This window comes from Enterococcus mundtii, from assembly GCF_013394305.1.
GTDB lineage: Bacteria > Bacillota > Bacilli > Lactobacillales > Enterococcaceae > Enterococcus_B > Enterococcus_B pernyi.
In genome coordinates, this window is the sequence record NZ_AP019810.1 from 901036 (window position 1) to 913285 (window position 12250).

Sequence of the window (12250 nt, forward strand, 5' to 3'; positions counted from 1 at the left end):
CCTCCTTTATCAATTATTTTATATTATCATTATATACACTGAATTGTTAAACCGTAAAGTTATAATCTGTATTTAAAATAACTTTTATTTTTTAATAAGAAGAGAGGTTATGAAAAAATTATTCCGCGACTTCTCTTAAGCAACATTATTTGATCAAAAATAAAAGAATCGATTTAAGCATATTTCATGCTTAAATCGATTCTCGATGAAATTATTTCAATTAAAACTAACCAAACGTACTGTGTCCGGAAATATAACAAACTGAAGAATTGTTAAATCACATAACTGTTTATCTTTTTGAGGATGTTTATATAAGGTGGTCGCCTTTTTTACTAACCTTCCACCCTCTTTTTGAACTGTTTCCATTTTGGAAATAGTTCGATCTTCTATCAATTCACTAGAATTAAATATATTTTTCAGATGTTTACTAATTGCCGGAATGCCAACATCAAAAGCTTCGAAATCGTCTTTTGTGTTGCCCAAATGGTCTCAGCTTGACCATTTCTTCACTGTATTCATACATCAAAAAATTGGATTTCATCCAACTTGATTTATTCTCCCTTCTTGATTCCATCTGTATTTTATTAAGATAGTTGCTAAAATTGTCACGATACTTGATTCATATCATATGTAACTCGAATGAACATTGTTCTTATTTGGCAACTCCCCAAAAATATTGTGTTCAACTGATTTATTTGTGTTATAGCAAAAAATCGTGTTACTAATATATACGCCAAATATTGCCATGAAATTATAGTAGGTATTATTATTTACAGAAAAAACTAAGACTTTGTTCAAAGTCTTAGTTTTTTAGATTTCAAGAGTATTTATTTATATAATAAAATGACTGGGTGTATACAACACACGATATAATTATAATCCAATACGTTGTTTAAATATTTTTTCTACATCTTTATCTTCAAAATATACTCGACATCCATCAATTCCTCTTGTAAGAAGTACGTAATATATATTCAAAATATATTCAGTTAATTCAGATAAAGAAAATTCTTTTTTTAGAGGTGTCCCACCACTATCCTTATAATTACTAGGTACTGCCATTATTTGATTATCTATTACCGTGATATCATTTCCTATAATTACTCCAGAATAATTCAGATCATATCCTTGAATTGAATGTATAGATCCAATTTCTTTTTGTGAATTAGGTTTTTTTATCCAATCTTCATAAGTGGAGTTCCATCTTCTATTAATACCGTCTATTTCCCAATCATAAGGTAACTCATATAATTTTTTTCCTTTGTTAGACTTTTTATTTATATTAGATTTCCATTCTCTACAGTATCCAGCTATTACTCTATTAGTTGTTTCAGGATAGGCATGAGAGTGAAGCTCTACATACTCGATAACTTCATTAAAATTATCCGCGATGCCAAAGTAGTCATTTTTGAATACATCTAAATTAAAATTTTTATCTTCACTTAATTGTAGAGCATACAAAATCCCTTTTAAATAGTCTTCTCCTGAAAAATTACCATCACCACTAATTCTAAATTGTTGTGATAAAGTTAATTTTTTATAATTAATAGTTAATTTTCGAATTTCAGAAGGAGTAATATTTTGCGGTTTAATTCCTTGATAGGAATCGTATAACAAAACCAACCCCTCAGTTATTTCTTCTAAGAGTGTAATTTCATCATCATCTTTATTAAGGTGCCTTCTTGAATTAGGATGACCCTTTGTATAGTATTTTTTTAACTTGTGTGCTTCATCAACAATTATGATATCAAATTTTTCTTTGTTTTTCTTAGCATCTGTTATCAACTGTGAACTAGTCTTAACAAATAATCTATTATTCAAGTTTATAGATTTAAAAATTAAATTAAACTGTTTTCTTAAATTCCCAGTTGTAACAACACCAATCTTTAAATTAGGGTTATTTATTGCTAGGGAAAAAGCTAAATTTGTAAATAATACAGACTTACCTGAACCCGCGGGTGCTTCGACTATAAATTTTCCTGAAGGATCAGTTTCAATTTCATCAATAATTTCTTTTTGCTTTACGGATAGTTGTTTAAATGGAGAATATTTAAATAACAAACTTTCTCTCAATTTATTTATATTTTTATTTTTGGATAAACCTAGCTCAAATAATTCATTTTTCCATAATCTATAAAATACACTAGAACGAATTTCCTCTTTATTTTTATAAACTAATTTTGTTTGTCCATTATTGCCATTTGCCAAAACAAAATTAGTTTCATCAGATTCAGCGACCATATAATTAAGTAGTAAGGATTCCAAATCTAATACAGCCGATTTATGAAATAGGTTAGAATAGATAACTAGACATTCAGTATACTCACGATAATCAGTTTTAGGTTCTTTTTCAGCTAAATGCTCTCTATGTCTATTATTAAAGCAACTAGTTTCACCAACATAAATTATTTTTCTTTCTAGATTATAATATATATACGTAACTGGATTATTATTTAATATATCATTTTCTATTTTTGATAGATTATTCGATATCCATCCATTGTTTAACTGTAGTTTTAAAACTCGATAATACGACATATTTCTCCCCATAAATTTTTACTTATTTCTTGTATTTATTATAACATAAAACAATTTATTGTTTTTCATGTTATTGTCGTAATTATCTGTCTATAACTATCACTTATTTCGTTATTAATAGTGTTTTTTATTTAAATATAAGCTACTATTATTATTTAGAATATATGATTTAATGTAATAATTTGTATTTTTTTAATTATAGCCATTAAGATATCAAAATAAAGTATCTATCTTTTTTTGTTGAACAAATATTTCTCTTTATTCTTTGTGTTAGTTAAATTCAAAATCGCTTTATCTTAGTCGACAAAAAACTCCGAAACCTCAAATAAGTCTCAGAGTTAATTACTATTTCTCTATTTGCGATGCTCCTTCCCCCAACTTCTCCCATATCTCACTCTGCTCCTGAAAATGCTTCACTAGATCCACCTCAAAGATATCTTTGAGCAATTTTCTCGAAACTGTTTCCAGAAATGGACCTTGCTTGATGACTTGGCCTGTTTTCATGAACAAGACTTGGTCGCTTAAAGAGAGGGCTAAACGGATGTCGTGGAAGACTCCGATGATTGTTTTGTCTTGGTTTTTGCCCCAGTCTTTTAAATAGCCGATGAGTTCGAGCTGGTGCTTGATATCGAGATGATTATTGGGTTCGTCTAGTAATAAGATATCTGGGTCTTGGGCTAATACTTTGGCTAAGAAGACACGTTGCTTTTGACCTCCGGAAAGTTGGTTGACGGGGTGGTCTTTCAGCTCTAATAAATTAGTCAGTGCTAGGCACTCCATGACTTTTTCGCGGTCTTCTGCTGTGGTGACTGACCATAGTCCTTGTTTGATGTGCGTATAGCGGCCCATCATGACAGTTTCATAGACGGTGTAGTCAAAGGCAATGGTTGAAAACTGGCTGAGTAAGGCGACTTTGCGTGCGGCTTCCTTGCGTTTCATCGTGCGGACTTCTTTTCCATCGATCGTGATCGATCCTTCGTAGGAAAGGATGCCCGCAATTGATTTTAATACGGTCGTCTTGCCACAGCCGTTAGGTCCTAGGATACATAGGTTCTCACCTTTGTTCAGCTCGAAGGAAACTTCTTTGATGATTTTTACTGAGCCATAGCCAGCTGTGACTTGCGATAGCTTCAAGGTCATCACTTTTCCTCCTTTAGCGGTAATTTCTGCTGACAAAAGGAATTTCCGTTACGTCGTCTTCTTGGTTGAATTTCATCGCGATCATGAAGAAGTAACCCGACAATAAATTGAAAAAGTCTAGCAAGCCTGAATCGACTTTTTTACCTTGATAAAGATGGCGATACAGCAAACGAACGATTACTTTACAATCGACACGTAAAATATGAGCTAATGCACCTCGTTCACTTCCTTGAGGTAAGAAGAATGGTCCACTTTGGTTTGTTCTTTCTGCATTCAATTCATCGACACGACTCTTTAACCAGTCGACTTCTTCTTGCGTGATCGTCATTTTTGTACGCACGCACGCATTTGCATGGTAAACCAATTCACCGATTTTTTCTAACTCCTTGTAAAAAGGAGAATCTTCACACTTTGCGCGTAGTAACCCGATTTCTGAAGATAAGCGATCGGTGTGTAATTCATAATCGCAACGTAAATCATCTGCATCGTCTGCTAAAAATGGATAAGCCTCATAAGGACTTCGATAAATATCTTTCATAATTGTAAAACACTCACTTTCGTTTGAAATAAACATAGGCAAAAAAGGGCGCACCAATCAATGCTGTGACAGCGCCTATTGGTATTTCTTGGGGAGATAATAGCGTTCGTGAAATCGTATCGCCGACGACCATCATGCTGCCACCTAACAGTGCTGCTCCTGGAATGACCCAACGATGACTGGCACCGAAGTAACGTCGGATGACATGGGGGGCAATCAAATCAACAAATCCGATCACGCCGACAAATGAAACCGCACTTCCTGCAAGTAAAGCCGCAAGAACCATCACCCATAGCTTGATCGTTCGAACATCTACACCAGAGATTAACGCCTCTTCTTCACCTAAAGATAACACATCTAAACTTCTAGCAGAGAACCAAAGAGCGATTGTTCCAAATAGTAAGATAGGTAAAAAGATATGGATTTTTGCCCACGTGCTTCCTGAAAAGCTACCCATTTGCCAGAAGACTAATTGCTGCAAATGATCTTTGAACAATGCCGTGACGATCGTCAACATTGCGCCCACAAATAAGGTCATAACCATTCCCACTAAAATAACTGTTTGGTTCGATAATTGCTGATCCAATCTTTGACTCATCGCCAAAACAATAAACACAGTTGCTAAACCAAAAATAAAGCCTGTCAGAGGTAATGTGAAATTCGGGAACAACGGTAAAGTGATTCCTGAAACAATGATCAACGCAGCGCCAAGTGATGCCCCTGATGACACACCTAGCGTATAAGCAGAAGCCAACGGATTACCTAATAAGGATTGCATGACCGTTCCACTAACAGCCAAAGCAGCTCCTACAAGAAACGCCAAAACCACTCTCGGCAGGCGAACCTGCCAAAGAATGGTGACGATCGTTTCATCTAGCTGTTTGTCTCCTCTTGAAAATAATGCTTGGATCAAGGTATCAAAAGGAATGGATACACTCCCGATTTTGATCCCAAAGAATACCACGATGATACTTAAGACCACTGCTATCAGCAACCGACTTTGTTTATTCATTTTCCAACGATTGGTATTCATCAGGGTAGATTGCTAATGCCATTTCTTTTAAGGCTTTTGTCATATGGTGGTTTGGTAAAGAGCTCGCAGCGTTATCGATATAGAATACTGCTTCATTTTTCACCGCAGGAACGTCTTTCCAGCTTCCACGATCTAAGATTTCTTGCACTGCATCATCCAAGTAATTTACGTTCGTCAAAATTACATCTGGCTTACTAGCAATCGCTGCTTCTTCTGTTACTGGAATCCAGCTTTCTTGATCTGCTAAAACATTTTCTGCACCTACAAGTTCGATCATTTCATTCAAGTAAACGCCTTTACCAAAGCTATAGATTTCAGGTAATGCGCTAATCTCAAACAATACTTTTTTCTTATCCGTAATCGTTTCACCAATTTCTTTGATTTCATCGATCTCTTTGTTCATTGTATCGACTAATTCTTGTCCTTTTTCATGCTCTTGTAAAGTATCCGCGATAAATTGGACATCTAAAGCAATATCTTCAATGGTATTACTTGTTGGAATGTTCACGACAGTAATTCCTGCATCTTTTACTTGTGACCAAACATTTTCAGAGCCATGCAGACTAATATCTGAAACATAGATCACTTGTGGGTTCAATGAAATCAATGTTTCTGCATCCACAGCCATCATATCAATTTGTGGCAACTCATCAATATCTTTTGTCATTGCTGGGCTTTGTGTGTCAACCGCTACTAATTGATCTTTACGTCCTAGATCATCGATCACTTGTGTAACTGAAGGAACTAAAGAAACCATTTTATCCACTTCTTCAGGAATCTCGATTTCTTCACCGCCACGATCTTTCGTCGGCAAAGCAACTTCTGAAGCTGTCGTTGTTTCTGCTGTTTCGCTTGTTTCGTTGTTATTATTTGAGCAAGCACTCAACCCAAAGACTACACTCAATCCCAATACAGCAACTAATTTCGATAATTTTTTCATCATCTTTTCCCACTTTCTTTGACTCATTTTTACTTTTCCCAGTGATTACTTTTTTACGATAACCCTTTCATTTCCATTTTCTTATCAAACAACTTTTTTTAAAAGTAAATAAAAACTACCTTTCCTTTTACAGGAGAAGACAGTTTGATTGATCACACAAAAAAACGCTTGATCTTTCTCCTACAAAAGAACATGATTGCCGTTAAACCGGTCTCCTGACTTGGCTTCCATTTACTCCCAACCCTTCCAGAATTATCTGTGGTCCTATTGGTTTCATCCACCTTACAGTAGGTAGGTCTGTAGAGGACTTTCACCTCTTTCCCTGACATCTAATCGACTATTTTATTTTAAATTCACTTTTATTCACTCATTTATCTCTTGGAAATTTTAGCTCTATCAACAAAAGTATCTCCGCCAATACTTTAACATATGGATTTCATAAAAGATAGACGAAAATCAAGCGAAAAGAGCTACAAAATACATGAATTTCAACAAAAATATATTATTTTCTGTTTTTTAAAATGGTATTCATTTATACTATAAAAACTGACGACACTGTATCATTCGTTGATTTATCTAACGTTTTTTATTTTAATAAAACAAAGCTATTGATAGTCATTCCTATCATGTAAGTGTAAGGTAAAAGGACAAGAATTTGCTAAAAACCATGCAAAAATTTCCTATGTTATTCATTAGAAAAAAGAATAGATTTATCAGATTAAGGCGATTCATTTTAATAATAAAGTCAAAGATTACATTGAGATAGATGCCGAGATCCAAGTTTTGGGCTATCTTTTCTACCTGCCATAATTATTATCCAGTACTAACCAATCGACTTCACTTTGTATCATTTACCAGTTTGGCATTATACTCAAATAATTTCTAAAATAAGTCTACAGGCTGATGGATCGATTCTCCTTCTATGAGATTATTAACTTTACTAATTACCCATTAACTTAAGGAAAGAAGGCGGAAAATATGACGCAACAAATCGGGTTCTGGGAATCCATAGTAGATATCTTGACTTTAAAACCAGTATTCTTGATAGGTCTACTGATTTTGGCAAGTTTTTTATTCTGGCTCACTAGAAAAAATAAAGATTCCTCTAAATTGATAAACATTCTATCAGCACTTTTACTATTTTATTATATGAGTTTCACATTCTTCAATGTGTTCGGTGTTCCTACGCTTCGTGAGTTGAATAGGATCAGTGGATTTGGTGAGAGTATTTTCAATCCGAATATCAATCTTATCCCTTTTATAGATGGAATAAATGCAGGTTATATTCTTAATATTCTTTGCTTTATACCCATCGGGTTCTTGTGTCCGTTAATTAGCAACAAATATAGAAAATTCAGTTATTCTCTTTTACTTGGATTTGGTACCTCATTGTTGATTGAAATAAGCCAACTATTTACGATAGCTAGAGCAACAGACATTGACGATTTAATTTCAAATGTACTAGGAATGATTCTAGGTTATTTTCTGATTGAGGTCATCTTAAGAATGATCAATCATTCGTCAAACAAAATCCTTGATAAAACGTATGGTTTTTCATGGATGATTCCTGTATTGGTCGTTTTTATTGCTTTCGCTAATACATTTTTTAGTTAATACGCAAGAAACAGGAAAACATATCGCCGTCACTTAAATGTTTTGACGTCAGTTGTCCTCTCGTTGTATTAGAAATACCACCTCTATGAAAAAGGCTAGACCCCTAAAGAATGAACGAACATTTCTTTAGAGGCTTCTAGCTTTTTATCATTCTATTCCGTTTGTTTCAATCACACTTTTATACCAGTCAAACGATTTCTTTTTGTATCTGTTGCCACTGCCCTTTCCTTCATCATCCAAGTTAACATAGATGAAGCCATAACGTTTCTACACTTATTACTGTTTTTTTTGAATGGTCGGTTGTTTTCTTCTTTTTCTTATTTCTTCACTATCTTCCAGAGAAAAAACGGATTTTTGTATTTTCTCTGTTTCTTTTAAAGTTCTTTGGATTTGTAAAGTTTGGTCTTCTTCAGGTAAATCAACATTATTTAAAATTTCACTATCATGATAAAAGTTTGGTAAATTTATAAATTCTGGCATATATCTCTCCCGTCCTCTCCTTTACTAACTGCCTTAGACAATGATTCATGTGCTTCTTTTAGCCATGGATGAACAACTTTGACGCCTTGATCCAATAGATATTTAATATAATACAATGCAGCACTTTCTAAAGAACAGTCAAGTGCTGATAATAAACCGTCTAGATACGGAGGAATTCCATCTTGATCCCAACTTATTTTATCTGCAATGAACACAACTAAGTCTAGTTGAGAATATCTCCCCCTTAAAGTTGTATGACACTCAATTGCAGATAATATCTCATTGTCAGTGATATCAAAAATCTTTTCTGCCATTCTTTTTGAAATCTTCTGGTGAATGATCATTGGAAATACCAACTCTTCTTGATTTAGTTCTATCCCCATTTCTTTTGCTATAGTAATTCTACGATTGTTTGGATAAATTGCGGATATATCGTGTAAATAACCCGCTATTTTGGCTTTTTCGCCATTGATATTGTAATTTACAGCAAGTTTCTACGCACAATCACCGACTGATATACAATGTTCATAAGTTTTTATATGATCATGTTCTTCAAGAAAACGATAAACATCATCTCTTAATGCCAAACTATTCACTATTGTCATTTTTTCCTCCATTTACTTACTATGTGTATTTTCAAATGAATTATTTACTACTTATGGTTATTAGAAAAATCGAGCCTTACATAGAAGAAATATACATAGAGAATTAGATATTTTATACTCTACTTTTAAATATATTCTTAATTTTTCTTCTGCTTTAACAATTATCTCGGTCTTACCTAAATACTGGATTTCTTTGCCAAAGATTTGCTTTATGTAATTTAATTCCACTTCATCATTTTTCTTGATAAGTGTGTAATAACTTCATATTTAGAAAAAGAAACGATAAATTTTAATCGCTTCTTTTCAGTATTGGATTTGGATCTTAAAATAAAATTGTATATCCTTTTATTTATTTTGTTGTAAAAAGGCTTCTAAAATATGCTTTACCGACAAACTGGCATTTTTTAATAAACTTTCTGCTTTTTTTATTGTTGCTACATTGGAAATAATCATGGTTTTATATGGTTCTCTATCGAATGAACGCAACGAATCTAAAGCATATTCAGCAACCTCAGCATTATCGTTTACTAGCTCTAACAACAAGTTGAAGCCATTCATACCAGTATCCTCTTCAATAGAATAAGCTAATCTAATTTTATATCTATCATTCTTTTTTTACAGATTGCATTAACGCTCTCCAATCGCTCTCAGTAAAATTTCCTAGTAATTCTTCAGTATAGATACATCCATCATCATACCAAGAATCCTCTGAACTATCTTCAGATAATATTTTATCTAACTCATCATACATATTTTAACACTCCTTATTTACTAAATCCTATAGGAGGAGGTCCATTAACTGTTCCAGTAGGATAAGCACTAATTATTTTAGCTCCTTGTTTTATTACATCAATTTTGACGCCACAAATAATACTTCCATGCCATGTAGCACCATCACTAGTTAACTAGATTGCTATTACCAATAGTCTTTGAACTTTCAATGATTTTCGTATCAATGCAGCTCTCTGGAAATGCTGTACTGGTTTTTATTTTAATTTTTTATGTAACTTTCAGCATCAGAAATAAAAAAGGTTAGCTTCAAATCAGGATATTTTTTATCAAGTTCCCTTAAACAAGAGATGAATCTTTTACTTTGTAATTTTTCAGAAACATCAGCAAAAACTGAGCTAATCAATAATAAGTCTTCCTTAGAACAATTTTTCAAATAATTAATTGTTTTATCTTCACTCATAGATAATATAGTGGTTAATTCTGTCCAACTTTTTTCAAGTCCAAAGTCGTCTTCTTCATGTAAACTTCTTCGTTCTTCTAAGTTTTTATTTATTTGATTAAATATATCCATAATTTTTTCTCCTTTAAATAGTTATTTATGGTTGTTTCGTGCCATCTGGAAAAATGGTTCCAATATTCCCATCAGTTTTTATTACACCCACTCGTACACCATTATAATCCCCAAAAATAACATCCCCATTTTGAGCACCTACAAAATTTGATTGGTTAGCAATATGCTGTGCTGCACGTTTTATCTCTTTATTTGTCCAATTTTCAGGAAACCAAGATTGACCTGTGCCTATACGTTTCGACGGTGTCTTGTGGTGTGGTACATTTCCAGCTCTGACACCATTAGAGTAAGTTTTTTCAATGTTTACTTCAAACCCATTTTCCTTTAGAAAGTCAATGTTAGCTTGGCCATGTCCCCCACCCTTCATTTTGGAAACTTTTCCTGTGGAAGGATTAACAGTAAAATCTCCGACATCAGCATGTTTCAAACTTTGTTCCGGAATTTCAAGTTTAAAGACTGTAGCTCCTCCCTCTTTCTCACTAAACGACTTTTTATTGACACTCCCAACATCATCGATGCCATCTAATCTCGAAGCACCTTTATTTCCATAATACGCCCCCATCACTGTGTCGCCAATATTCGTAAATGTTCCTGACCATGCAGCGTACTTGAATTTATTCGCTTCTTCTTGGCTGATTTTCTTTCCTGTGTAGGGATTGATTCTTATATTCGCACAACCAAGTGTTTTGCGATTGATTTCTTCTAGACTATCTGTTTCTTTGATTAACTCAATCTCTTGATCGCCTGATTCAATAACCAAAGATACGTCTTTTTTTATTTTCTCAAAATAACTTTTATTTGTACCTTTTGGTAATGAGTATGAGCCATCACTTTTGATTGTCGTATTATTTAATATCAATACACCTTGCATCGCTATCTTCAACTCATTTAGACTATTAGCAAATAAACCACTTGTTTGTGTATTGAAATCCTGTAGTTTTCTTAGTTGATTTTGTAAATGATCGATAGCTTGTTGAAAGCTATCAGTCATTCGCTGCAAATCTCTTTCAACATTCAACAAGGTATCTAGTACACTTGCGATTGGGTTCAGTGTCGTTTGTAATCGGACGAAAAATAAGGTCTTGTCTACTGAGTTTTTCATTGTACGTGTGACTTGTATCTGTTGATTTAACTTATCTTCATTCAATTCGCCTTCACTTGCCACTATTTTATCGGCATTTTGGTATTTTTTCAATTCTTGTTCAATCTGTTCAATGGCATTTGTTGTGCGGGTGATCGTTGGAATGATCAAATCCGCAAACAAGCCTTTGCCTGCTGTATACGCCGCACCAGATAATTGCTTGCCATCTACTGCTGAGACAACTTTTTGACTACCCGATTTCAATTGACTTACAGTTTCTTTACCACTTTCTAAATTACTTTTAAGCGCAGACATAAAGTCTGAAGATTCACTACTGACATAAATCAATCCCATGAGAGGTTTCTCCTTTGCGCCTGTAATTCTTCTCGTTCCGTTTCTAATTTCTGAATGGCTTTATTATATGTATGATTTAATTCCTCATTGGCTTGTCTTAACTGACGTTGAAAAATATGTTGTTTTGTTTCATTATTTTTATGTAACCACTGTGTTGAGGTATAACCTCGTTGCAATGCCTCATGGTTTGATTCAGCTAATTGTTGAAAACCTCTTTGAAGTACATCTTGCAACTGAAGCAGTTTTTCTTCTAATACACGTTTTTCATTCGATAATTTTTCTTGATGTTTTTCTACTTTGACAATTTCTTGTTGATTTTTTAGCATTTCATCATTCATTTACTTACCTCCATTCAATCTCATACATTTGATTTGAACCTTCCTAGAAGTAATGATTTTTACCGCTTTAGAGAACATTTCGTTACTTCCAAGATATAAATCGTATCACTATCGACCTTTGCAAAGAAAGCGCATTCTACGTAAAGCTTACCAAATATACAAATCGAAAAACGAAAAATCTCATAAAATATAGTTTTGATATCATAATCGTTCAATTCGTTGTAATTGTTCTTTAAAGTAGAAAAAAATGCAAAAGAAAAAGGCTTACGCCCTTTACCAAAAAACT

The 12250-nt window shown here is 33.5% G+C and carries 13 protein-coding genes, 2 pseudogenes and 1 riboswitch; of the genes and pseudogenes, 1 reads left to right on the forward strand and 14 read right to left on the reverse strand.

Translation table 11 applies throughout. From position 1 onward, the window contains the following. Nucleotides 1-216 precede the first annotated feature (216 nt). The 6 genes from HZ311_RS15980 to HZ311_RS04310 all read right to left on the reverse strand — a co-directional run bounded on the left by HZ311_RS15980 (nt 217) and on the right by HZ311_RS04310 (nt 6216). Nucleotides 217-483 carry a hypothetical protein gene (locus tag HZ311_RS15980; RefSeq protein ID WP_023520173.1) on the reverse strand — a complete coding sequence of 89 codons (267 nt, stop codon included), beginning with the start codon at nt 481-483 and terminating at the stop codon, nt 217-219. 390 nt (nt 484-873) lie between these two features. Continuing rightward, on the reverse strand, nt 874-2538 hold the full coding sequence (locus HZ311_RS04290; protein WP_137072710.1) for a DNA/RNA helicase domain-containing protein: 1665 nt from the start codon (nt 2536-2538) through the stop codon (nt 874-876). Nucleotides 2539-2883: 345 nt separating this feature from the next. Further along, on the reverse strand, nt 2884-3678 hold the full coding sequence (locus HZ311_RS04295) for an ABC transporter ATP-binding protein (RefSeq protein WP_023520176.1): 795 nt from the start codon (nt 3676-3678) through the stop codon (nt 2884-2886). A gap of 13 nt (nt 3679-3691) precedes the next feature. After that, nucleotides 3692-4216 carry an ATP:cob(I)alamin adenosyltransferase gene (locus HZ311_RS04300; protein ID WP_023520177.1) on the reverse strand — a complete coding sequence of 175 codons (525 nt, stop codon included), beginning with the start codon at nt 4214-4216 and terminating at the stop codon, nt 3692-3694. Between the two features lie 13 nt (nt 4217-4229). Next, nucleotides 4230-5228 carry a FecCD family ABC transporter permease gene (locus tag HZ311_RS04305; RefSeq protein ID WP_023520178.1) on the reverse strand — a complete coding sequence of 333 codons (999 nt, stop codon included), beginning with the start codon at nt 5226-5228 and terminating at the stop codon, nt 4230-4232. Beyond that, nucleotides 5221-6216 carry an ABC transporter substrate-binding protein gene (locus tag HZ311_RS04310; protein WP_051377622.1) on the reverse strand — a complete coding sequence of 332 codons (996 nt, stop codon included), beginning with the start codon at nt 6214-6216 and terminating at the stop codon, nt 5221-5223. Before HZ311_RS04310 ends, HZ311_RS04305 begins: the two co-directional genes overlap by 8 nt. A gap of 161 nt (nt 6217-6377) precedes the next feature. Continuing rightward, nucleotides 6378-6549, reverse strand: a riboswitch (cobalamin riboswitch). Nucleotides 6550-7167: 618 nt separating this feature from the next. Between HZ311_RS04310 and HZ311_RS04315 the strand changes: the two genes are divergently transcribed. Continuing rightward, nucleotides 7168-7803, forward strand: coding sequence for a VanZ family protein (locus HZ311_RS04315; protein WP_023520180.1), 636 nt, complete (start codon nt 7168-7170; stop codon nt 7801-7803). 147 nt (nt 7804-7950) lie between these two features. Here the strand turns inward: HZ311_RS04315 and HZ311_RS04320 are convergent. From HZ311_RS04320 to HZ311_RS04350, 8 genes and pseudogenes are all read right to left on the reverse strand, one after another. Further along, a pseudogene (locus HZ311_RS04320) lies at nt 7951-8070 on the reverse strand (family 1 glycosylhydrolase); the annotation flags it as partial. A 9-nt stretch (nt 8071-8079) separates the two neighbouring features. Continuing rightward, nucleotides 8080-8283, reverse strand: coding sequence for a hypothetical protein (locus tag HZ311_RS04325; RefSeq protein WP_023520181.1), 204 nt, complete (start codon nt 8281-8283; stop codon nt 8080-8082). After that, nucleotides 8268-8888, reverse strand: a pseudogene (gene yqeK, locus HZ311_RS04330) (bis(5'-nucleosyl)-tetraphosphatase (symmetrical) YqeK). The gene HZ311_RS04325 and the pseudogene yqeK overlap by 16 nt, the downstream one beginning before the upstream one ends. Nucleotides 8889-9233: 345 nt before the next feature. After that, nucleotides 9234-9446, reverse strand: a complete 213-nt coding sequence (locus HZ311_RS15720) for a hypothetical protein (protein WP_023520183.1) — start codon at nt 9444-9446, stop codon at nt 9234-9236. A 46-nt stretch (nt 9447-9492) separates the two neighbouring features. Continuing rightward, complete coding sequence (locus HZ311_RS15725) at nt 9493-9639, reverse strand: hypothetical protein (RefSeq protein WP_023520184.1); 147 nt, start codon at nt 9637-9639, stop codon at nt 9493-9495. Nucleotides 9640-9879: 240 nt separating this feature from the next. Further along, nucleotides 9880-10191, reverse strand: coding sequence for a hypothetical protein (locus tag HZ311_RS04340; protein ID WP_019723443.1), 312 nt, complete (start codon nt 10189-10191; stop codon nt 9880-9882). Between the two features lie 25 nt (nt 10192-10216). Continuing rightward, entirely contained in the window at nt 10217-11626 is a 1410-nt protein-coding gene (locus HZ311_RS04345) for an EndoU domain-containing protein (protein WP_023520185.1), read from the reverse strand. Next, nucleotides 11617-11964 carry a hypothetical protein gene (locus HZ311_RS04350; RefSeq protein WP_023520186.1) on the reverse strand — a complete coding sequence of 116 codons (348 nt, stop codon included), beginning with the start codon at nt 11962-11964 and terminating at the stop codon, nt 11617-11619. Before HZ311_RS04350 ends, HZ311_RS04345 begins: the two co-directional genes overlap by 10 nt. Nucleotides 11965-12250 lie beyond the last annotated feature (286 nt).